The sequence below is a fragment of the Leucobacter sp. L43 genome, assembly GCF_016597785.1.
In the GTDB taxonomy this organism is placed as follows: Bacteria; Actinomycetota; Actinomycetes; order Actinomycetales; family Microbacteriaceae; genus Leucobacter; species Leucobacter alluvii.
This window is the reverse complement of record NZ_JAENJG010000002.1, coordinates 202,193-222,059: the sequence shown is the minus strand read 5'-3', so window position 1 is coordinate 222,059 and position 19,867 is coordinate 202,193. Positions and strand designations below refer to the sequence as shown.

The 19,867-nt window shown below is 67.2% G+C and carries 20 protein-coding genes; 8 read left to right on the top strand and 12 right to left on the bottom strand.

Features of this window, described 5'->3' with window-relative positions; translation table 11 throughout:
• Nucleotides 1-2: 2 nt before the first annotated feature.
• Nucleotides 3-1,613, bottom strand: a complete 1,611-nt coding sequence (locus tag JE033_RS10280) for an ABC transporter substrate-binding protein (RefSeq protein WP_200331399.1) — start codon at nt 1,611-1,613, stop codon at nt 3-5.
• Nucleotides 1,614-1,851: 238 nt separating this feature from the next.
• On the opposite strand from JE033_RS10280, the gene JE033_RS10275 reads away from it, so the two are divergent.
• Nucleotides 1,852-2,643: a CPBP family intramembrane glutamic endopeptidase gene (locus JE033_RS10275; protein WP_200331397.1), complete on the top strand. Its 792-nt coding sequence runs from the start codon at nt 1,852-1,854 to the stop codon at nt 2,641-2,643.
• A 30-nt stretch (nt 2,644-2,673) separates the two neighbouring features.
• Here JE033_RS10275 and JE033_RS10270 read toward each other — a convergent pair whose 3' ends face one another.
• The 4 genes from JE033_RS10270 to JE033_RS10255 are packed head-to-tail and all read right to left on the bottom strand — an operon-like array spanning nt 2,674 to nt 5,638.
• Nucleotides 2,674-3,402, bottom strand: coding sequence for a hypothetical protein (locus JE033_RS10270; protein WP_336662494.1), 729 nt, complete (start codon nt 3,400-3,402; stop codon nt 2,674-2,676).
• 9 nt (nt 3,403-3,411) lie between these two features.
• Nucleotides 3,412-4,347: a homocysteine S-methyltransferase family protein gene (locus tag JE033_RS10265; RefSeq protein ID WP_200331395.1), complete on the bottom strand. Its 936-nt coding sequence runs from the start codon at nt 4,345-4,347 to the stop codon at nt 3,412-3,414.
• Nucleotides 4,344-5,135, bottom strand: coding sequence for a phosphotransferase (locus JE033_RS10260; RefSeq protein WP_200331393.1), 792 nt, complete (start codon nt 5,133-5,135; stop codon nt 4,344-4,346). The genes JE033_RS10265 and JE033_RS10260 overlap by 4 nt, the downstream gene beginning before the upstream one ends.
• Before the next feature lie 47 nt (nt 5,136-5,182).
• Nucleotides 5,183-5,638 (bottom strand): MarR family winged helix-turn-helix transcriptional regulator, encoded by a 456-nt coding sequence (locus JE033_RS10255; protein ID WP_200331391.1) that lies wholly within the window; start codon nt 5,636-5,638, stop codon nt 5,183-5,185.
• Between the two features lie 51 nt (nt 5,639-5,689).
• On the opposite strand from JE033_RS10255, the gene JE033_RS10250 reads away from it, so the two are divergent.
• Nucleotides 5,690-6,928, top strand: coding sequence for a multidrug effflux MFS transporter (locus tag JE033_RS10250; RefSeq protein ID WP_200331389.1), 1,239 nt, complete (start codon nt 5,690-5,692; stop codon nt 6,926-6,928).
• A 53-nt stretch (nt 6,929-6,981) separates the two neighbouring features.
• On the opposite strand, the gene JE033_RS10245 is transcribed toward JE033_RS10250, so the two are convergent.
• Together JE033_RS10245 and JE033_RS10240 are read right to left on the bottom strand one after the other, a co-directional pair.
• Nucleotides 6,982-7,734 (bottom strand): GTP pyrophosphokinase family protein, encoded by a 753-nt coding sequence (locus tag JE033_RS10245; RefSeq protein WP_090150807.1) that lies wholly within the window; start codon nt 7,732-7,734, stop codon nt 6,982-6,984.
• 76 nt (nt 7,735-7,810) lie between these two features.
• A complete protein-coding gene (locus tag JE033_RS10240) occupies nt 7,811-8,020 on the bottom strand; it encodes a DUF4287 domain-containing protein (protein ID WP_090151394.1) in 210 nt (69 codons plus the stop codon).
• Between the two features lie 165 nt (nt 8,021-8,185).
• Here JE033_RS10240 and JE033_RS10235 point away from each other — a divergent pair, with 165 nt between their 5' ends.
• On the top strand, nt 8,186-9,664 hold the full coding sequence (locus tag JE033_RS10235) for a peptide MFS transporter (protein WP_200331901.1): 1,479 nt from the start codon (nt 8,186-8,188) through the stop codon (nt 9,662-9,664).
• A gap of 19 nt (nt 9,665-9,683) precedes the next feature.
• Here the strand turns inward: JE033_RS10235 and JE033_RS10230 are convergent, their stop codons facing one another.
• The 4 genes from JE033_RS10230 to JE033_RS10215 all read right to left on the bottom strand — a co-directional run bounded on the left by JE033_RS10230 (nt 9,684) and on the right by JE033_RS10215 (nt 13,766).
• The gene (locus tag JE033_RS10230) at nt 9,684-10,301 is read right to left on the bottom strand and encodes a DinB family protein (RefSeq protein ID WP_200331387.1); all 618 of its coding nucleotides are present in this window, start codon (nt 10,299-10,301) and stop codon (nt 9,684-9,686) included.
• A gap of 31 nt (nt 10,302-10,332) precedes the next feature.
• Nucleotides 10,333-11,565 (bottom strand): ATP-binding protein, encoded by a 1,233-nt coding sequence (locus JE033_RS10225; RefSeq protein ID WP_090150812.1) that lies wholly within the window; start codon nt 11,563-11,565, stop codon nt 10,333-10,335.
• Between the two features lie 660 nt (nt 11,566-12,225).
• The gene (gene ychF / locus JE033_RS10220) at nt 12,226-13,299 is read right to left on the bottom strand and encodes a redox-regulated ATPase YchF (RefSeq protein WP_090150862.1); all 1,074 of its coding nucleotides are present in this window, start codon (nt 13,297-13,299) and stop codon (nt 12,226-12,228) included.
• A 107-nt stretch (nt 13,300-13,406) separates the two neighbouring features.
• Entirely contained in the window at nt 13,407-13,766 is a 360-nt protein-coding gene (locus JE033_RS10215; protein ID WP_200331385.1) for a DUF2200 domain-containing protein, read from the bottom strand.
• A gap of 144 nt (nt 13,767-13,910) precedes the next feature.
• Here JE033_RS10215 and JE033_RS10210 point away from each other — a divergent pair, with 144 nt between their 5' ends.
• From JE033_RS10210 to JE033_RS10200, 3 genes are all read left to right on the top strand, one after another.
• Nucleotides 13,911-14,495, top strand: coding sequence for a 3'-5' exonuclease (locus JE033_RS10210; RefSeq protein WP_090150868.1), 585 nt, complete (start codon nt 13,911-13,913; stop codon nt 14,493-14,495).
• A gap of 70 nt (nt 14,496-14,565) precedes the next feature.
• Complete coding sequence (gene rmuC / locus JE033_RS10205) at nt 14,566-15,990, top strand: DNA recombination protein RmuC (protein WP_200331383.1); 1,425 nt, start codon at nt 14,566-14,568, stop codon at nt 15,988-15,990.
• Between the two features lie 49 nt (nt 15,991-16,039).
• Entirely contained in the window at nt 16,040-16,918 is an 879-nt protein-coding gene (locus JE033_RS10200) for an HAD hydrolase family protein (RefSeq protein WP_200331381.1), read from the top strand.
• A gap of 75 nt (nt 16,919-16,993) precedes the next feature.
• Here the strand turns inward: JE033_RS10200 and glpX are convergent, their stop codons facing one another.
• Nucleotides 16,994-17,977 carry a class II fructose-bisphosphatase gene (gene glpX / locus JE033_RS10195; protein ID WP_090150878.1) on the bottom strand — a complete coding sequence of 328 codons (984 nt, stop codon included), beginning with the start codon at nt 17,975-17,977 and terminating at the stop codon, nt 16,994-16,996.
• A gap of 64 nt (nt 17,978-18,041) precedes the next feature.
• On the opposite strand from glpX, the gene fbaA reads away from it, so the two are divergent.
• Both fbaA and JE033_RS10185 read left to right on the top strand, forming a co-directional pair.
• Entirely contained in the window at nt 18,042-19,070 is a 1,029-nt protein-coding gene (gene fbaA, locus JE033_RS10190) for a class II fructose-bisphosphate aldolase (protein WP_090150884.1), read from the top strand.
• Nucleotides 19,070-19,834 (top strand): DUF6264 family protein, encoded by a 765-nt coding sequence (locus JE033_RS10185; RefSeq protein ID WP_200331379.1) that lies wholly within the window; start codon nt 19,070-19,072, stop codon nt 19,832-19,834. Before fbaA ends, JE033_RS10185 begins: the two co-directional genes overlap by 1 nt.
• Nucleotides 19,835-19,867 lie beyond the last annotated feature (33 nt).

Here is a 19,867-nt window from a genome sequence, read left to right as displayed (position 1 = left end):
GATCAGTTCTTGGTGATCTCGTTGAACAGCGGCACGGAGTTCCAGCCGAAGGCGACGTTGTCGACGCCCTCGCTGTGGCCACCGGTGGTGCCCTGGTACCACAGCGGAATCGACGGCATGTCTTCGAGCAGCATCTCCTGCGCATCGTTCAGCTTCTCGATGCGCGCGTCGTGGTCGCTCTCAGCGGCGGCCTCGTCGAGCAGCGCGTCGAACTCGGGGTTCGCGTAGAAGCCGTGGTTCGAGCTCGCGCCGGTGTAGTAGAGCGGCTGCAGGTAGTTGTAGGCACCCGGGTAGTCGCCCTGCCAGCCGGCGCGGAAGGGACCGCCGACGACGTCGGCTTCACGGTCGTCGAGGAACGCCTGGAAGGTCGGGTAGAGCTTCGGGGCGGCCTCGATGTCGAGGTTGTTGGCCCACTGGTTGGCGACCGCTTCGACCCACACCTGGTGGGGGCCGTCTGAGTTGGTCGCGACCTCGAGCGTTCCCTCGAACGGGCTCATGGCGTCTGCTTCGGCCCAGAGCTTCTTCGCCTCGTCGGCGTTGAACTCGAGCTTCTCGGCGCCTTCGAGATCCTCGGCGTAGCCGTCGACCACGGGAGAGGTGAAGTCCTTCGCCGGCACGTTCGTTCCCTCGAAGATCACATCGATGATCTCTTCGCGGTCGAGCGCCATCGACAGCGCAGCACGGCGCAGCTTGCCTTCTTCGCCCGAGAAGTGCTCGAGGTTCTCGGAGATCGCGAGCGTCGTCGTCAGGGCGCCGGCCTGGTTGATCGCCCGGTCGCCGAGCTCATCCTGGAAGACGGCGAACGACGTGTCGGGAATCTGATCGAGCACGTCGAGGTTGTTTCCGAGCAGATCGGTGTACGCCGCGTCGAGCGAGGCGTAGATCTTGAACTCGACGCCGTCGTTCTCGACCTCGCGGGGGCCGACGTAGCTCTCGTTCTTCACCAGGCTGATGGACTCGTTGTGCTTCCATGCACCCTCGCCGTCCATCTGGTACAGCCCGTTGCCGATCGGGTTCTGGCCGAACGCCTCCATGTCTTCGAATGCGACATCGGGAAGCGGGTAGTACGCCGAGTAGCCCAGGCGATCCGGGAAATCGGGGGTGGCCTTCACGGTGAAGGTGTAGTCGTCGACGATCTTGAGGCCCGACATCTCCTCGACCGGCTCGGTCTCGCTGAAGCCCTCGATCGTGCTGAAGAAGTACTGGTTGCCCATCGCGTTGTCGACGTTGGCCGCGTAGTTCCAGGCGTCGACGAAGTTCTTCGCCATGACCGGGGTGCCATCGGAGAACACCGCGTCTTCGCGGAGCGTGATGGTCCAGGTGGTGTTGTCGTCCGACTCGATCGACTCTGCGACGCCCATCTGGGTCTTGCCGTCGATGTCGTAGTACACCAGGCCCTCCCACAGCGCGTCCACGACCTTGCCGCCGCCGACCTCAGTCGTGTCGGCGGGTACGAGCCCCTTCTGCGGCTCGGTGTTGTTGACGGTGATGATGCCGCCGCCCGAGCCCGCGTCGCCGCCGCCTTCGCCACCGCTCGACGAGCAGCCCGAAAGCGCGAGCGCGCCTGCTGCGGCCAGGGCGATGAACGTGTAGCCGATCCGTGATCGCTTCACTGGTTTCCTCCTTGAAATGTCCCCCGGCATGCCGACAGAACTCGCGTTCGGTCGCACCCGACAGATTCGATAGTACGAAAACAGCCTACAGACCTGTCAGACCGGATGCGTGCAATTCGGCCCAGCGTAACGCCTTCGTAACAGAGATCTGTGGTTCTCGGAGAAAGATCCCACCCGAGCCTCCCGGGCACTGTGGGCACTCGACACTTTCCTGAGAGTCCGGCGATACGCTGTCGCCATGACTTCAGCCGCGCTGCGCACTCGCCTCCGCTGGGAGATCGCCATCGTGCTCGCGCTGTCGTTTGGAGCATCCGCCGTGTACGCGATCGTCTCCATCGTCGAGCGGCTCACCCGCGAGACGGCCCTGTCGCAGCAGACCGCGACGATCAACCGTCCGCTCTCCGACCGGCCGGTCTTCGACCTGATCTCCCAGCTGCTCTCGTTCGCCTTCGGGCTGGCTCCCGTCGCACTGGTCGTCTACCTGCTCTGGTCGAGCACGCGCCCGCATCTCTCGCGGCTCGGGCTCGGTCGCCCGCTCGACGCGGGGCGGGCATGGTGGGGCAGAGAAGCGGGCGGAGGCGTGCTGCTCGCCGCCGCGATCGGCATACCGGGAATCGCGTTCTACCTCTTCGCCAAAGCGATCGGCATCAACACGACCGTGGTGCCGACCGCGCTCGACGCCGCGTGGTGGACGGTGCCGGTACTCGTGCTCCAGGCCCTGCGCGCGGCGCTCGGAGAGGAACTCATCGTCGTCGCCTACCTCTTCGAACGACTCAAGCGCCTCGGCGTCGGGCCGTGGGCGACGATCGCCATCAGTGCGCTCCTCCGCGGCAGCTATCACCTGTATCAGGGCTTCGGCGGCTTCATCGGCAACGTGATCATGGGCGTCGTCTTCGGCTGGGTGTACCAGCGATGGGGCCGCGCTCTCCCCCTCGTGGTCGCGCACTGGGCGCTCGACATCGCAAGCTTCGCAGGCTACCCGCTCGCGGTCGCCCTCTGGCCGGCGCTCTTCAGCGCGCCGGCAGGGTGAGCGCCGGCCGGTTCGCTCCGGCCCTCCCCGTCAGCCGGCGGGGGTGATGCTCTTCGCAAAGGCGTCGGTCAGGCCCCAGAGCTCGTCGTACAGCTCGGGCGCCGCCTCGCATCGCTCCGCGGGCTTCAGTACGGAGTAGGTGCCGTCGGCCCCCTGCGTGATCCCCCACTGGGTGCGCATGGCCGCGCACTCCTCCGGCAGCGAATTGATCAGCGGGCTGCTCAGCTGCAGATTCACATTGTCGGGAATCGAGTAGCTCGTCATACCGAACTTCAGACTGAGCTGCGAGGTGACGCCCCACGCCGGGATGTCGAGCGGCGTGGTCGGTCCGACCTCGACCGCGGGGACCTCATCCGGGTCGGTGTCCTCCGCGTCGGCGTCGTCGGCATCCGCGTCATCGGCGCCGCTCGACGGCGACGGCGTCGCGCTCGGAGCGGCCGTTGTGGTCGGCTCCTGGTTCGAGGCATTCCCGTCATCCGATCCCCCGCGTGCCAGGTTCACGAGGACGATGCAGACGATGATCGCGATGACGGCGACCGCGCCGACGACGATCCAGGGCAGCGCCTTGGGCGCGGCACGCGTCCCCTCGCTTCGCGGCTCCGTCGACAACTGCGCCGTGCGCACGCGCTCCGCCTGCTCGTACGAGAGACGGTCGCGCGCCGGAACGGGCTGCGGCTCCGCCGGCGGAACGGGTCGCGTCTCAGCCGGCGGCTCGGCGTCTGCTGGTCCGAAGAGTTCCTCGAATGGATCTTTACTCACGCCGACAGCCTAACCGCGTCCGATGGGAGCCTCGTTCGCATCGTCGGCAGCCCCGTCGCGCTGCGCACGCTCGGCCACTGCGGCGATGTGCGGCGCGTCGGTGCCGCAGCAGCCGCCGAACACGGTGGTGAGCGGGAGAAGGTCTCGCAGTGCGAGCTCCGCATCGGCGAAAGCGCGCGGCTCATCACCTGCGCCGTCGTCGCCCGAGGCCGCGGCGTTCAACCGGAACCCGACGATGCGGTCGAGCTCGGCAGCACCGGCGTCCCTCGCGATTCCGGTGGCGACCTCGCTCGGATGCGCGCAGTTGATCAGGTACCCCTCGGGCGCCGCATCGGTCGCGCGATCCACCTCCGAGATCGCCTCGGTGATGGAACTGCCGTCCGCGAGCAGCCCGCTCGCCCCCACGATGAAGGACACGAGGACCGGGACGCGGGAAGCTGCGGCGGCGCGCACGACGCCGATGCCCTCCGCCGCGTCGAGCGTGGTCACGGAGGTCACACGGTCGGCGCCCGCCTCTGCAAGGGCGCGCACTTGAGGGGCATGGTACTCCTCCGCCTCGGCCGCGCTCATCCGTTCCCCTGCGACGTAGTCGTCGAAGCGGGGCCCGACGCAACCGTTCACGATGATCTCGGGCGCGGGCTGCGGATCCCCCTCGTCGAGCTCGCGCACGAGCGCGACGGCGTCGGCGTTCACGCGAGCCAGGTCGTCGGCGCCGTACCCGAGACGCCCGCCCCAATCCGCGTTCGCCCGCCAGGTCGGGGTGTCGAGCACCAACGAGAGGTCGTGTTCGCGGGCGACCGCTAGGAACGGCGCGTAGTACTCGTGCAGCGCGGTCCTGCCCGCTGCGGAGTCGAGCAGCACGAACGCCGCGAACTCGGGCAGCTCCTGCCCGAGTCGATCCGTGAGCGCTGTCTCGATGCCGCCGTCGGTCACGATGATGGTCATGATGCCTCCTCTGATTCCAGCGGTGCGTCGCCCCTCAACGCATCCATGATCGCGGCACGACGCCGCAAGAACCCGGCCACACGCGAGTGATGGCGATCCATGATGCCCGCATCCCTCAGTGCGAGGGTACCCGGGTCGCCGCGCTCGATCCCCGCTCGCCACCGCTCGGAGATGAGCGACATCCGAGCCTCCACCGCTGTCAAGAGCTCGCACGCCGTCACTCCGCCGTAGGCGCTCGCCGCACGCTCGAGCCGTCGCGCCGCATCGGCGGCATCGATCTCGCGCAGGAGCGGCACGCCCGACCAGCACATGAAGGCGAGGTCGTCGAGCGGATCGCCGGGCCCCGCGCGATCCCAGTCGATCATGCCGGCGAATCCGTCGTCGAGAACCACCCAGTTGTACAGCCCAGGATCGTTGTGGCAGATGACCTGGCCGGGTTCGAGGCGCTGCACGCCTTGCCGCCACTCGAGTGCTCCCGGTGAGAAGTGGCGCACGGCGTCGTGGAATCGACGCAACCAGCTCGCCGCCTCGACGAGCGCAGCGTCATCGACGCTGTCGCGCTCCGGGTCGAGCGTGCGGCCGGGCAGGTAATCGAGAATCTCCTGGCCGTCCTCGTCGATGCCGTGCACGCGCGGGATGCCGTCGAGGCCCTGCTCGTCGAGATAGGCGAGCAGCGCGTGGACCGCGGGCGTCCAAGGACCCGTGGGGCGATGGACGCGTGTCGCGCCGTCCGCCTGCTGCACGCGCCAGACGCCGCCCGACCCGCCCGGAAGATGCTCGCGCTCCATGCGTCACACCGTACCGGAATCCGCGTCCTCTCGGGCGTGCACCGAGCTCACGACCGTGACCGCCGCTGCTCGATCAGTGCCTGCGTCATCTCATGGAGCGAGTCGGCGACGCTCGCGACGTCGAGCTCCTCCGGAGTCACCGCTTCGAGCACTTCAGCCCAGCGCGCACGGAGTCGAGACAGATTCTCCGCAGCGAGCGGAGTGGAGCTCACGAGTACGCCGCGGCCGTCGGGGCTCGAGCGGCGGCGCGCCACGAGGGCCTTCGCCTCGAGTCCGCGAAGCGCGGTGCTCAGATTGGATCGCTGCATGCCGAGACGTTCGGCGAGCGCGCCGGGCGCCGACTCGCCGTGGCGATCGAGGGTGCCCAGCACGAGTCGCTCGGTCTGCGTCAATGGAATGTAATCGGCGTGCTCGTGCCGAGACTCGATCTCCCTCGCGAGGGCCACGACCGCGGCGGCCAGGTCGGCGATTGAGGCGTCGTCTCGAGGCGCGGCATCGTGCATAGGATCATCGTAGGCCACCTGCCCGAGATATTTATAGTAAGATAACTAGTTATGTCCAGTGCACCCCCCTCCGTCCAAGCTCCGCAGACCGAGGTCTCCCGAAGCGACGCCCTCGGCCCCGCCCTGCTCCTCGTGCTCGGTCTCCTCGCCGCGGTCGCCCCGTTCGGCATCGACCTCTACCTCCCAGCGTTTCCCGCGATCGCGAGCGAACTCGGCACGAGCGCGACCGGCGTTCAGCTGACACTGACCGGCTTTCTCGTCGGCATCATGATCGGGCAGCTCGTCTTCGGCCCGCTCTCCGACCGGTACGGCCGACGCGTCCCGCTGCTGATCGGCACGATCGTGCTCATCGCTTCGAGCGCCGCCGCGGTGTTCGCACCGAACCTCGGCGTACTCGTCGCGGCGCGCGTGCTGCAGGGGGTCTCTGGCGCCGCGGGCATGGTGCTCGGGCGCGCCATCATCTCCGACCTCGCCACCGGCGCCGTTGCGGCGCGTGCGATGAGCCTCATGATGATCGTCAGCGGCATCGCGCCCGTCATCGCACCGCTGGTCGGCGGCGTGCTCGCCGACCCGCTCGGCTGGCGCGGAGTGCTCGCTGTGCTGCTCGTGATCGCACTCGGCACGCTCGTCGCCGTCATCTGGGGCGTGCGCGAGACCCTGCCGGCCGACCGACGTGCGCAGCTGGCCGAAGCTCGCCGCGCACAGGGCTCGCCCGCACGACGACTGATCTCTCGGCAGTACCTCGGCCACACCATCGCCTTCGCTGCAGCGTTCACCGTGATGATGGCGTACATCTCGGCGTCGCCCTTCCTCTACCAGTCGATGCTCGGCGCGAACGAGCTGCAGTACGGGCTGCTCTTCGGCCTCAATGCGCTCGCACTCGTGGTGACGAGCGCCATCTCCGCCCGCCTCGTCGCCCGTGTCGGCCCGCGCGCGCTCGCGGCTATCGGACTCTCCGGAGTCGCAGTCGGTTCACTCGTCATGCTCGGCGCCGCACTCCTCGGGGCGTCTCCCTGGGTCCTCGCCGCCGCCGTCTTCGTCGTGGTCGGCTCGCTCGGATTCGTGATGGGCAACGTCACGGCACTCGCACTGTCGGCGGTACCCGGTGCTGCAGGTACGGCTTCCGCGCTGCTCGGCGCGCTGCAGTTCGGCTTCGCCGCCGCCGTCTCACCGTTCGTCAGCATCGCCGGCGAGCGCAGCGCACTGCCCCTCGCGGTCATCATGGTCGCCGCCGCCGCGGTCGCGCTCATCGCGTTCGCCACCGGACGCGAGCGTTCGACACCCTCCTGAGCCGGACCGCTGAGCGCGCGCCACGACGTTTCGACGGGCGCGCGCTCAGCGGTTCACACGCGGTGGATGCGGTCGCGCACCGCGCGAAGCTCGAGCGGCGCCGTGTGCAGCGGGGGCTCGCCGTGCATCTGCACGTGCAACCGCTCCATACGGGTATCGAGCTCAGCTGCCGTCTCGGCGGCGTGCTTGAGCTCGCGGATCAGCGTGTCGGGCACCTGTCGTTCGTACTTGTAATAGATCTTGTGCTCGAGGCTCGCCCAGAAATCCATCGCGATGGTGCGGAACTGCACCTCGACAGGAACGTCCACGCGACCCGTCGACAGGTAGACCGGAACCGAGATGATCGTGTGGAGGCTCTTGTACCCGTTCGACTTCGGGGTCTCGATGTAATCCTCGACCTCGAGCACCGTGATGTCATCCTGCTGCGTGAGCAGATCGAAGAGCTGGTAGACATCGCGGATGAAGGCGCAGGTGACGCGCACTCCGGCGATGTCGTAGATCTCGGTTCGAATCACATCGAAATCGGTGCCGATGCCGCGCCGCTCGAGCTTCGCCACCAGGCTCTCGACGGATTTCACCCGGCTCGAGACGTGCTCGATCGGGTTGTACTCGTGCATGTGGAGGAACTCTTCGCGCAGAATCGCGAGCTTGGTCTCGACTTCCTCCATTGCGAAACGGTACTCGAGCATGAAGCGCTGCATCTGATCGCCGAGCGTTCGGAGTGCACTCGGCGAGATCGTGATCTGATCGTCAGCGGGGTCTTCGTGCGCGTTCTCGTCGTGCGCAGAGGCCGTCGGATTACTCATGGATTCAGGCTACCTCTCGGCTGCTCGAACGACCTGACAGATCGATCGCGTGGGGCGGTGCAGCGCAGCACCGTCGTCACGCACCGTCGTGCTCCGCGCGAAACACGTGCACGAGCGCGTTGGCGTGTCCATGCCCCATGCCCTGTTCCTTCAAGAACGCGACCTGCTCCATGTGCTTCTGCCCGGCGAGCGGTCGCAGCCGTTCGAACCACGCGTCGATGCTGAGCCCGTACTTCTGCTCGATCGACGGGAAATACGATTTCGGGCCGGTGACCTGCTCCGACATGGACGCCTCCTCCGCGAGTGCCATCATGCGGCTCCACCCAGATGGGTTGCCGCACGGCCACGCTAGCACGGCGGGCAATCGAAGCGAACAGTCGGCATTATGCTGATGTCTGCACTGCACGACGACAACCGCCCGCGGCTCGACCGCGGAGCGTGGGGGGACATCATGACCGAGCAGAAGCGCACGGTGGACACGGCCGCTGCCCGACAGGATCGCGGCTTCTTCGGGCACCCGTGGGGCCTCGCGAACCTCGCCGGCGTCGAGATGTGGGAGCGGTTCAGCTTCTACGGCATGCAGGGATTGCTCGCGTTCTACATCTACTACTCCCTCTCGGAAGGGGGCCTCGGCATGTCCGAGGCCGCCGCGACGTCCATCGTCGGGGCGTACGGAGGACTCGTCTACCTCTCGTCCGTCCTGGGCGGCTGGGTCGCCGACCGCGTGCTCGGCGCCGAGAAGACTCTGGTGAGCGCAGCGGTCATCATCATGTTCGGGCACATCGCCCTCGCCGTCTTCCCCGGCGTCGTCGGGCTCGGTGTCGGGCTCGTCAGCGTGGCGCTCGGCGCGGGGTCTCTCAAGACGACGACGTCGACGGTGCTCGGCGACCTCTACGAGCCGAACGACGTGCGGCGCGACGCCGCGTTCTCGATCTACTACATGGGCGTCAACATCGGCGGCTTCATCGGCCCGCTCCTCACCAGCCTCGTCTGGGGCTGGAAGGGCTTCCACTGGGGCTTCGGCCTCGCGGCTCTCGGCATGGCGCTCGGCCTGTTGCAGTACGTGCTGCTGCGTCGGCACACGGTCACCGAATCTGGCGCCCGCCCCACCAATCCGTTGACGCGGCCCGAGCGCCTGCGGTGGATCGTGATCCTCGTCGCGGCGATCGCCATCATCACCGTCGCGGCGCTGCTCGGCCTGCTGCGCGCCGAGAATCTCTCGATCATCGTCGTCGCGCTCACGATCGTCGCGGCGATCGGCCTCTTCTCGGTGATCGGCGCGAGTGCGCGGGTCACGTCGGACGAGCGAAGCCGGGTCCTCTCCTACATCCCGCTCTTCATCGCCTCCGCGGTGTTCTGGACGCTGTTCCAGCAGCAGTTCACCGTGCTCGCGATCTACTCCGATCAGCGACTCGACCGCGATCTCTTCGGCTTCGAGCTTCCCCCGAGCGTCGTCACCTCGATCAACCCGGTCTTCATCATCATCTTCGCCGGCGTCTTCGCGGCCATGTGGACGAAGCTCGGCGAGCGCCAGCCCAGCACGCCGATCAAGTTCGCACTCGGCACGATGATCATGGGGCTCGCGTTCCTCACGTTCATCCCGTTCTCCGGCGGAGCGGACGGCTCGGTGCCCTTCTACGCCATCGTGCTCATCCTGCTCCTCTTCACCTTCGCGGAGCTCTGCATCTCCCCGGTGGGCCAGTCGCTGGCGACGAAGCTCTCGCCCCACGCGTTCCACTCCCAGATGGTCGCGCTCCACTTCCTCTCGATCGCGCTGGGCTCGGCGGCCGCCGGCGCCCTGTCCGGCCTGTACTCGACGGACGACGAAGTGCCGTACTTCCTGACCATCGGACTGGCGTCGATCGCCGTCGGCATCGTGCTCGCGACCGTGAAGGCGCCGATCCTGCGCCTCATGCGCGGCGTTCGCTGAGGGGAAGCAGCGCGGTCGCTCAGTCGGGGATCGTCTCCCCCGCCGCCGCAGCGGCCTTCTGCGCCGCGGCTTCGACCTCGGCGACGTATTCGCCCCACCATGCGGGGTCGTTCTGCGGCAGGTTCAACGCCTCCGCACGCATCCCGGCCATGTTGTCGAGGCGCTCGCGCAAGATATCCGCGTGACCCGCGTGCCGGTGGGTCTCGGCGATCATGTGCACGAGCAGCCGGCGCACGGTCACCGCTTCTCCGCTCCACCAAGGTACTGCCCCGGACGCGTCAGCGCCGAGCTCGCGCACGGTTGCATCGTCGCTCGCCCACACGCGCCGGTACAGGCCGACGATATCTTCACGACTCTCGGCCGCGGTGGCCCACATGTCCGCGTTGTCAGGCGCATCCTCCGTCATCCATGGCGTTTCGATGCCCCCGTCGCCGCCAAGACACGTGGTGAGGTACCCGTACTCCGTGCTCGCCACGTGCTTCACGATGCCGAGCAGGTTCGATCCGGTCGGCGTCAAGGGCCGACGCGCGCCGTATTCGCTGAGACCTTCGAGTTTCCAGAGCAGCGCCTCCCGGCCGACCTGCAGGTAGCGCAGCAGCAGCTCAATCTCCTCGTTGTGATCTTCATCGTGTTCCATGCCGACAGCGTACCGAGCCACTCGAGTCGAGTCAGCCCTGCTCCGGCCAATTGGAGGTCAGGTAGGCCTCGAGCGCCCGATGGCGGAAGGCGTAGCGTCGACCCCGCGAAACGATGCCCCGGACGGTGTCGAGGCGCTGCGCGAACGGACCGACGTTCGCGGCGCGACTGTAACCCATCGATTTCGCAATCGCCGTCGCGGTGCGCTGGCCGGGCTCCGCTGCTGCCATGTACTCGATGAATTCGCGTTCTTTCGCAGGAAGGCGATCGAGGATCCTCTCGACGTGCGCCACGGCCTCGTGCTTCGCCGCCTCCCAGCCCATCAGCACGTCCTCGCGACTGATCACCGCGCTGTGACCGGCGTACCAGGCGCGCTCGCCGGCGAGCTGGAACAGGAACGGTTCACCGTGGCACAAGGCGACGAGCGCTTCGACTGCGTCTGCGGTCATGCGCACGGCGGTCATCCCGCCCGCCCCGTCCGGCACTGACCATCCAGGGTCGATGAAGGGCGCGAGAGCGAGACGGATCTCACCGTCTGAGATCGGTTCGAGCGTGGTCGTCGCAAAGCGTCGAGCGAACGTCGCCCCGGTGCGCGAGGAGGCTTTCTCCGCGAACTCCGGCAGCCCGGTCAGGTATACGGCGATCGGGAGCGAACGGTCGCGCACCTCGCCGCCCGGCAGATCCGTGCGGATCGTGGCCGTGATCGCGTCGCCCAGACTGATGAGCAGCTGCGACAGGGCGTTCTCATCGGTGACGTTCTGGATCTCATCGATGTGGATCAACACGACGGTGCGGGCCCGCACCGCGGCGGTGCCCACCGCGACCAAGAGGTCGGTGAGCGCCGTGTAGGGTTCGGGGCCGGCTGTTCGGTCGATGGTGAGCGAGATTCCGCTCGCGGCGACCTGCCGCACCCGGTCGAGCACCTCGGCGATGCGGCGCTCGCGCGATGCGGAGAGTCCGGCGAAGTCGGCGAGGCGCAGCACGGCGGTGGCGACGGCCTTCAACGGATCGGCGCCGGCGGGCAGCCGCACCTGGGGCGTGACCCATGCCCCGTCCGCTTCGGCACGAGCAGCGATCCTGCGCACCAGCGTCGATTTCCCCAGACCGGGTTCGCCGACGATCGTGCGCCCTCGCTCCGGAAGTCCGGCGAGGAGCCGAGGCCTCACGATATCCGTCCAGTCGCGCAGTTGCGCCGCTCGCCCTGCCCACACCTCGGGCAGTGTGTCGGACCCGGGTGTGAAGGGGTTATCAGTCGCATCGCGCATACGATAATGTTAACTCGAAGTTAAGCAAATTTGTTAACATTAACTCGGCAGGCGCGCTCAAGTAAACGAGCGTATTGCGCGTCTCGATCTTCCGTCATCGAATGATCGCGCGAACCCAGACAGTTTCCTGGGACCTGCGAAGGCTTAACCGATCATGTAGACCATGCCTCGGCCATCTGCAACGAGCCCGGCCACGAACTCGTGCGCACGTTGCAAGAAGTGCATCATGCACACCTCATCTCGCGCATCGCCACCTCTCCCTCGAACATCGCAAAGGCCGGTCTCGCAGTGCCTTCGAGTCTCCACGGACCAGTAAGCAGCTGCAGCTCTCGCCAAGCCTTGTCGAGATAGAGCATGTCCCGGTGAGACACCGTTTGCTCAAAGGTGGCGTGACTGACGGTCGCGTGCGGCACAAGCCCCCACGCGTCGGCGAGCGGGTCGCTTGCGATCAGGCTACGGGGATCGTCCCGAGCCCGGTCCCTCAGCCCATGGTCGAATGCATATGCGTAATATCTGATACCCATGGATCGAGTCTCAATCCCTGCGTGAAGATGCCGAGCCGGAATGTGATGATCTGTGGAGAACTCTCAACGTCAGGGGTTATGAGCGACGACGGAGCCAGGATCTCACCGAATGGGTGCTCGGTAGCCTCCCGTACTGTCAGACGTTGAAGCGCCACTCGCAGACGTCGCCGTCCTGCATGACGTAGTCCTTGCCCTCCATGCGCGCCTTGCCCTTGGCGCGGGCCTCTGCGACCGAACCGGCCTCGACGAGGTCCTCGAACGAGATGATCTCGCCCTTGATGAAGCCCTTCTCGAAGTCGGTGTGGATCGCGCCGGCCGCCTGCGGCGCCGTGGCGCCTCGCTTGATCGTCCAGGCACGGGCTTCCTTGGGTCCAGCCGTCAGGTAGGTCTGCAGCCCCAGCGTCTCGAAGCCGACGCGCGCGAGCTGATCGAGGCCGCTCTCCTCCTGACCGATCGAGGCGAGCAGCTCGGCCGCGTCCTCGGCGTCCAGCTCGATGAGTTCGCTCTCGATCTTCGCGTCCAGGAAGATGGCGTGCGCCGGCGCGACGAGGGATGCCAGCTGGTCGAGCTGCGCCTGATCCTGCAGCACCGACTCGTCGACGTTGAAGACGTAGAGGAACGGCTTCGCGGTGAGGAGGCCGAGCTCCTTGATCGGCTCGAGATCGAGGCCGGCCTGCGACAGCACCTTGCCCTCGTTCAGCGCGGCCTGAGCCGCCTTCGCCGTCTCGACGACCGAGGGGTCGATCTTCTTGTTCTTCAGCTCTTTCTCGAAGCGCACGAGCGCCTTCTCGACGGTCTGGAGATCGGCGATGATGAGTTCGGTGTTGATCGTCTCCATATCGCTCGCGGGATTCACCGCGCCGTCGACGTGAATCACGTCGGGGTCGGAGAATCCGCGCACGACCTGGGCGATCGCATCGGCTTCGCGGATGTTCGCGAGGAACTGGTTGCCGAGCCCTTCGCCCTCGCTCGCGCCGCGCACGATGCCGGCGATGTCCACGAAGCTGACCGGAGCCGGGAGGATGCGCTCCGAGCCGAAGATCTCGGCCAGCACGTCGAGCCGACGGTCGGGCAGGTTCACGACGCCGATGTTCGGTTCGATCGTCGCGAACGGATAATTCGCCGCGAGCGCGTCGTTCTGCGTCAACGCGTTGAACAGTGTCGATTTGCCGACGTTGGGAAGACCTACGATGCCGATAGTTAGAGCCACGGGAGACGAGTCTACGCGGCTCTGGCCGCCCTGAGCGACGGTGCCGGTGCCGGTGCCGGTGCCGGTGCCGGTGACAACCTCGGCGGTGCGGCGGCGAGGCGAAAGCCTCAGGCGGGAGTGCCGCGCAGAATGGACGTCATCTTCTTGCCGCGAGCCACTTCGTCGACGAGCTTGTCCATGTAGCGGATCTGCTGCATCAGCGGATCGTCGATCTCCTCGACGCGGATGCCGCAGATCAGACCGGTGATCAGACTCGCGTTCGGATTCATGCGCGGCGCCTCGGCGAAGAAGGTGCGGAAGTCCGTCTCGTCGGCGACGATGCGCTCGAGATCGTCCGCGTCGTAGCCCGTGAGCCAGCCGATGACCTGATCGACCTCGCCTCGCGTGTGCCCCTTGCGCTCAGCTTTGGCGACGTAGTGCACGTAGACGCTCGCGAAACTCGTCGAGTAGATGCGGTGCTCGGCCATGGGATGCCTCCGGTTCGACTGATGCTCTGATGATCCGACGCGCTGACGCTCCCATTCTCGCACTGAGCGCCGCGCCTCGCGGGTCCGGGCTCGCCCTGCTGGGCCGCGCCCGAGAGTGTCAGGGGCGTGTGACAGAGTTGAACCGTGCCCGTCGACTTCACCGCCATCGATTTTGAGACCGCGAACAGCCACCCCTCGTCAGCATGCTCCGTCGGCCTCGTTCGAGTGCGCGCAGGCGCGGTGGTGGATCGCGTGCACTGGCTGATCCGTCCGCCTTCCGGCCACGAGGCCTTTCTTCCCTTCAACATCCGAATCCACGGGATCACGCCGGCGATGGTCGCGGACTCCCGCGACTGGGCCGGGCAGCTGGCCGACCTCCGGGAGTTCATCGGAGACGACGTGACGGTCGCCCATAATGCGAGCTTCGACATGGGCGTGATCCGTGCGGCATGCGCAGAGACCGTCACTCCTACCCCTCGCCTGAAATACCTCTGCAGCGTGCAGATATCGCGCAAGACGTACGAGATCCCATCGCACCGGCTCCCGCTTTCGGCGGCGGCCGCCGGCTACGGCGAATTCGCGCATCACGACGCGCTGGCGGACGCCGAGGCGTGCGCCGCGATCATCTCGGACGCCGCGCGCCGGCACGCCGTCGACTCGGTCGCAGCGCTCGCGAAGCAGACCGGGGTGCGCATTCAGCAGCTGAAGGCGATCCCCCTGAAGCTGTGATGCGCGCGAATGTCGGTGGTATGCGGCAGCGTGAGGGCAACGCACGTTCGATCCAGAAACCCGGGAGAACATGAACACTCTGACCGTCACGCTCCTCAGCTTGAACCTGCTGCTCCTCATCGCCGTGCTCGCCACCGTGCTCATACGCACGGGGCGGGGCGGGGCGGCGTCGACTCCCGGCGCCGATCTCCGCGGCGTCTCCGGCGAGATCCGCCAGGATCTTTCCGCGCAGCGCAACGAGATCGTGCAATCGCTCTCCGCCATCACTGATCGCGTGCACGCCGGAGCGCAGGCGGCGCTCTCCTCGCAGAACGCACTGAGATCGAGCGTCGAAGCGCGCTTCGACGACCTCAGAGAGGCCAACGACGCGAAGCTCGAACAAGTGCGCGTCGCCGTCGGCGAGCAGTTGCAGCAGCGCCTGAAGGCGTCGCTCGACGAGAACGCGCGGCGCGTGCAGACCCTCGGCGAGGTGCACGTGGCGAAGCAGGCGGAACTGCAGCAGGTGCTGCGAGAGGAACTCGAGAAGCTGCGGCAGGGAAACGAGGCGAAGCTCGAGAAGATGCGGGAGACCGTCGACGAGAAGCTGCAGGGAACGCTGGAACGGCGACTCGGCGAATCGTTCAAGCTGGTGAGCGATCGACTCGAACAGGTGCAGAAAGGGCTCGGCGAGATGCAGACGCTCGCCTCCGATGTCGGAGGGCTGAAGCGCGTGCTGACCAACGTGAAGAATCGAGGCAGCTGGGGCGAGGTGCAGCTCGCGCGTCAGCTCGAGGACATGCTGACGCCCGAGCAGTACGCGGAGAACGTGGCCGTGCGCCCGAGCTCTGCCGAGCGCGTCGAGTTCGCCGTCAAACTGCCCGGACGCGGCGAAGATCACGAGACCGTCTGGCTGCCGATCGACTCCAAGTTCCCGCAGGAGGATTACGAGCGCCTTCTCGAAGCGCAGGAGCGCGGCGATCGCGCCGAGGTTGAGGCCGCGAGCAAGGTCGTCGAGCGCGTGATCATCACGCAGGCGAAGCTCATCCGCGACAAGTACCTCGAGCCGCCGCACACGACGGACTTCGGCATCATGTACCTGCCGACGGAGGGCCTGTTCGCCGAGGTCATACGACGCCCCGGTCTCACCAGCAGGCTCCAGTCCGAGTTCCAGGTCACCGTGGCCGGACCGACCGTGCTGATGTCGCTGCTCAACAGCCTGCAATTGGGATTCCGCACCCTCGCGATCGAGCGCCGCAGCTCCGAGGTGTGGCAGGTGCTGAGCGCGGCCAAGGGCGAATTCCAGAAGTACGGCCAGGTCTGGGAGAAACTCGGCAAGCAGCTCGCCACTGCGCAGAACACGGTGAGTGAGGCGGGGCGCCGCACGCGCGCCGTCGAAAAACGGTTGCGCGCAGTGGAGACACTGGAGCCCACCGGAAGCGCGGCTGAGGCGATCGACGATCTCGTACCGAGCGCGGAGCCCGAATCAGCCACGCGCAGCCTGTGGGACGACGAGTGAGCATTCCAGTGCGCCAGATGCAGACGGGCGGTTGCGTTAGCGTATGACCATGGCATCCGACGCGCACCCGCGCACCCCGTTTCCCAGCCCGCCGCGCGCTGATGCCTCGGTGACTCCCCGTTTGCTCGCCATCGACATCGATGGCACGCTCACGAACAGCGCGAAGCAGATCACGCCGTTCACACGGGACGAGATCGCGCGAGTGGTCGCGACCGGGGCGCAGCTCGTGATCGTCACGGCGCGCGCCATCGCCGCCTCCATGATCATCGAGCGCAAGCTCGGGGTGCCGGCGTCGCACATCGCGTTCGGCGGGGGCACGATACGAGTGCGTGAAGGCGAGCGGCTCGTCGTGCTCGAAGAGCATCCGTTCGAGCGTCACGACGTCGCGCGCATGCTCGAAGCGGCCGCCGGAGCCGACGTTCACGTCGGGCTCTACACCGCGGCGGAGTGGCACGTCAGCGACATGGGATTCTGGGGGCTGCGTGAAGCGCGCAACACCTCGATCTGGCCGAATACGATCGGAGACGGCACGCCCCCGGCCATCCCAGCGGACCCGGTCTTCAAAGTCATGTTCCGTGGCGACCCCGACGCCCTCGCACCGATCAAGGCGGCGATCGACCGCGAACTGCCGGGCGCATTCGCGCACTTCTCCGCCCGCGTGCTCGAAGTCACCGCATCGCGCAAGCACACCGCACTGACATCACTGACCGCCCACCTCGGCATCGACCTGCACGAAGTCATCGCCTTCGGCGACACCGAGGCCGACGTGCCCATGCTCGACGCCGCCGGCATCGGCGTGCTCATGGGCAACGCAGACTCGACGCTGACCGTCGCACCGCACGTCGAACGCACACTCTCGAACGATGAGGAGGGCGTGGGACTCAGTCTGCGCAAGCACTTCCCCACCGACGCGCCGTTCGAGATCTGACTCCGCACGCAGGCGCCGTGGCGGAACGTCGAAGGGCCCGGGCGCGCTGCACCCGGACCCTCCGACATCACCCGATCACGACCAGCGGTTGGGATCCATATCGCTCGTGACGTGGCGGATGGTGCCGGAGTGCGCACGCATGACGATGCTCTCGGCGCGCACGAACGGGCCGTTGCGCTTGACCCCGTCGACGAACTCGGCATCCGTGATACCGGTTGCGACGAAGTAGCAGTTGTCGCTCGCGACGAGATCGTTCGCCTCGAGCACGCGATCGAGGTCGTGGCCAGCATCGATCGCGCGCTGGCGCTCCTCATCATCCTTCGGCCAGAGTCGCCCCTGAATGACGCCGCCGAGCGCCTTCACCGCGCACGCCGTGATGATGCCCTCTGGCGTGCCGCCGATGCCGACGCAGAGATCGATGTTCGAATCCCAACGGGCGGCGTTCACGCCACCGGCGACGTCCCCGTCCATGAGCAGGCGGGTACCGGCACCGGCCGCGCGGATGTCGGCGATGAGCTGCTCGTGGCGCGGCCGATCCAGCACCGCCACGCGAATGTCGGACACGTCGACCTGCTTCGCGCGGGCCAGCGCGCGGATGTTCTCACCGATGGGACGGCGGATGTCGACGACGCCGACGCCGACGGGGCCGCACACCAGCTTGTCCATGTAGAAGACCGCCGACGGATCGTACATGCTGCCGCGATCGGCGACCGCGATCACCGAGAGCGCGCCCGGGCGGCCCTCTGCAGTGAGACGGGTGCCGTCGATCGGGTCGACCGCGACATCGCACTCGGCGCCTTCGCCGTTGCCCACGACCTCGCCGTTGTACAACCAGGGAGCGTCGTCCTTCTCGCCTTCGCCGATGACCACGGTGCCGCGCATGTTCACCGTCGACAGGAAACGACGCATCGCGTCGACCGCAGCGCCGTCAGCCGCGAGTTTGTCGCCGCGTCCGATCCACGGTGTCGAACGCATCGCGGCCGCCTCAGTAGCGCGCACGAGCTCCATTGCGAGGTTGCGGTCGGGCTGCCATTCGCCCAGCGAAACAGGTTCAGTCATAGCTGCAACCCTACCGCGTAGACTGGTGCGACGAAGCGGACCCCTACGAAGTCAAGGAGCGCACATGCCCGTTGCAACACCGGAACAGTACGCCGCCATGCTCGACACCGCGAAGACCGGAGCGTTCGCGTTCCCCGCGGTCAACGTCTCGAGCTCGCAGACCCTCAACGCCGCCCTGCAGGGCTTCGCCGAAGCGGGGTCGGATGGGATCATCCAGGTGACGACGGGGGGCTCCGACTATCTCGCGGGGCACACGGTGAAGAACCGCGCGGGCGGCGCGATCGCGTTCGCCAAGTACGCGGAAGAGGTCGCGAAGGCCTACGACGTCACGGTGGCGCTGCACACCGACCACTGCCCGAAGAACGCACTCGACGACTTCCTCCTGCCGCTCGTCGCTGCGAGCGAGGCGCGCGTCGCCGAGGGCGGGCTGCCCTACTTCCAGTCGCACATGTGGGACGGCTCGGCCGTTCCGCTGCCTGAGAACCTCGAGATCGCACGCGAACTGCTCCCCCGCCTCTCCGCGATGAACGTGGTGCTCGAGGTGGAGATCGGCGTCGTCGGCGGTGAAGAAGACGGCGTCAGCCACGAGATCAACGACCAGCTCTACACGACCCTCGACGACGCAGTGGCCACCGTCGAGGCCCTCGGCCTCGGCGATCAGGGCCGCTACCTCACCGCGCTCACTTTCGGCAACGTGCACGGCGTGTACAAGCCGGGCGGGGTCTCGCTGCGCCCAGAGCTGCTCGCCGAGATCCAGCAGGGCCTGCAGGCGAAGTACGGCGTCGGCGAGAAGCCGCTGGATCTCGTCTTCCACGGCGGGTCCGGCTCGTCCGCCGAGGAGATCGCGGAGGCCGTGCGCAACGGCGTCATCAAGATGAACATCGACACGGACACGCAGTACGCCTTCACGCGCGCCCTCGCCGACTACCTCTTCAAGAACTACGACGGCGTGCTCAAGATCGACGGCGAGGTCGGCAACAAGAAGCAGTACGATCCGCGCGCCTGGGGCAAGGTGACGGAGTCCGCGATGGCGGCGCGCGTCGCCGTCGCCGCGGAGCAGCTCGGCTCCGCAGGGAAGTCGGTGAGCGCGTAGTGTCACTCCCTCACGACGAAGCGCCGCAGGCGCGCCCGGCGGATCGCCCGCGCCCGGCCTACGGTGAACTGGCCCCGGAGGGGTGGGAGTGGAAGCCGGAGACGAGCGACGACGCACGCCCGAATGAGGCGTCGCCCACGCGCAACCCCGCGGGCACTCCGGTGACGGGCGTACCGCACAACCTGGGCGCTCGAGGCGACGGGGCGGGAGCGGTCGCGCCTGTGCCTCCCCCACTGCCCGCATCGGGGACCCGCGACCCCGAGCCGTACCGCGCTCCAGCACCGCAGTCTGCCGGCGACCCGGTTCCGCAGCAGCAGGCCCCGATGTACTCGAGCGGCGCCCCGCAGCAGAAGCCTCGTACCGCGGATCGCGTCATCACGATCATCCTGCTCGTGCTCGGCATGTTCGGCTCGCTGAACTTCGCGGCCTCGATGATGGGCCTTCCGGCGAGCTTCTCCCTGATGGCGTCGGCGTTCGAGCTCGAGGACTTCACGGTCCCGTCGTGGATCGGCACCGTCGGCACCGTGACGGCGATCGCGATCTTCGCGATCTTCGCGGTGAGTCTCATCTTCTCGATCCAGCGCATGCGCGCGCGCAAGCTCGCCTTCTGGGTGCCGCTCACCGCCGGTGCGATCGTCGTGATCGGCACGATCATCGTGTCGACCGTCGTGCTCGTCAACGTCCCGGAGCTGATGACCGCCGCCTCCGACCCGAACGCGATGCAGAAGCTGCTCGACTCGCTCGCGGAGATGAGCCAGCCGTAGCGTGACCGGGAGCGCCCGATCGAGCATCGGGCG

Bases quoted from the DNA above. Each gene is read 5' to 3' on its own strand.
- JE033_RS10275 (WP_200331397.1), top strand. From the start codon at position 1,852: ATGACTTCAGCCGCGCTGCGCACTCGCCTCCGCTGGGAGATCGCCATC.
- JE033_RS10265 (WP_200331395.1), bottom strand. From the start codon at position 4,347: ATGACCATCATCGTGACCGACGGCGGCATCGAGACAGCGCTCACGGAT.
- JE033_RS10260 (WP_200331393.1), bottom strand. From the start codon at position 5,135: ATGGAGCGCGAGCATCTTCCGGGCGGGTCGGGCGGCGTCTGGCGCGTG.
- JE033_RS10255 (WP_200331391.1), bottom strand. From the start codon at position 5,638: ATGCACGATGCCGCGCCTCGAGACGACGCCTCAATCGCCGACCTGGCC.
- JE033_RS10250 (WP_200331389.1), top strand. From the start codon at position 5,690: ATGTCCAGTGCACCCCCCTCCGTCCAAGCTCCGCAGACCGAGGTCTCC.
- JE033_RS10245 (WP_090150807.1), bottom strand. From the start codon at position 7,734: ATGAGTAATCCGACGGCCTCTGCGCACGACGAGAACGCGCACGAAGAC.
- JE033_RS10240 (WP_090151394.1), bottom strand. From the start codon at position 8,020: ATGTCGGAGCAGGTCACCGGCCCGAAATCGTATTTCCCGTCGATCGAG.
- JE033_RS10235 (WP_200331901.1), top strand. From the start codon at position 8,186: ATGACCGAGCAGAAGCGCACGGTGGACACGGCCGCTGCCCGACAGGAT.
- JE033_RS10230 (WP_200331387.1), bottom strand. From the start codon at position 10,301: ATGGAACACGATGAAGATCACAACGAGGAGATTGAGCTGCTGCTGCGC.
- JE033_RS10225 (WP_090150812.1), bottom strand. From the start codon at position 11,565: ATGCGCGATGCGACTGATAACCCCTTCACACCCGGGTCCGACACACTG.
- JE033_RS10215 (WP_200331385.1), bottom strand. From the start codon at position 13,766: ATGGCCGAGCACCGCATCTACTCGACGAGTTTCGCGAGCGTCTACGTG.
- rmuC (WP_200331383.1), top strand. From the start codon at position 14,566: ATGAACACTCTGACCGTCACGCTCCTCAGCTTGAACCTGCTGCTCCTC.
- JE033_RS10200 (WP_200331381.1), top strand. From the start codon at position 16,040: ATGGCATCCGACGCGCACCCGCGCACCCCGTTTCCCAGCCCGCCGCGC.
- glpX (WP_090150878.1), bottom strand. From the start codon at position 17,977: ATGACTGAACCTGTTTCGCTGGGCGAATGGCAGCCCGACCGCAACCTC.
- fbaA (WP_090150884.1), top strand. From the start codon at position 18,042: ATGCCCGTTGCAACACCGGAACAGTACGCCGCCATGCTCGACACCGCG.